This is a genomic window from Undibacterium sp. TC4M20W, assembly GCF_049340245.1.
GTDB lineage: Bacteria > Pseudomonadota > Gammaproteobacteria > Burkholderiales > Burkholderiaceae_D > Undibacterium.
This window is the reverse complement of the sequence record NZ_JBMPPI010000097.1, coordinates 1-255: the sequence shown is the minus strand read 5'-3', so window position 1 is coordinate 255 and position 255 is coordinate 1. Positions and strand designations below refer to the sequence as shown.

The following is a 255-nucleotide window of genomic DNA, read 5'->3' as shown; positions in this document are numbered from 1 at the left end:
GCGAGAAGAAGCCGTAAAGCTTGTTTTGGCGCAAGGGATGACACTGGGAGAAGCGGCATCGCGGATAGGCATTCCGAAAGGGACTTTAGTTGGTTGGGTGAATGCAGCCAAGGGTGGTGAAACAGCCAATGTTGCACCTGGAAGCCGTACAGTTCCAGAGCTGGAAGCGGAAGTTGCCAAACTGCGCAAGGAACTGGCAGAAACGCGTATGGAGCGAGATATCGTAAAAAAGGCGGCAGCGTATTTTGCGCAGGA

At 53.3% G+C, this 255-nt stretch carries 1 protein-coding gene; it reads left to right on the top strand.

Features of this window, described 5'->3' with window-relative positions; translation table 11 throughout:
- Positions 1 to 255 (top strand): transposase (locus ACO0LL_RS30440; protein ID WP_422954554.1); only part of this gene is annotated, 255 nt, incomplete at both ends.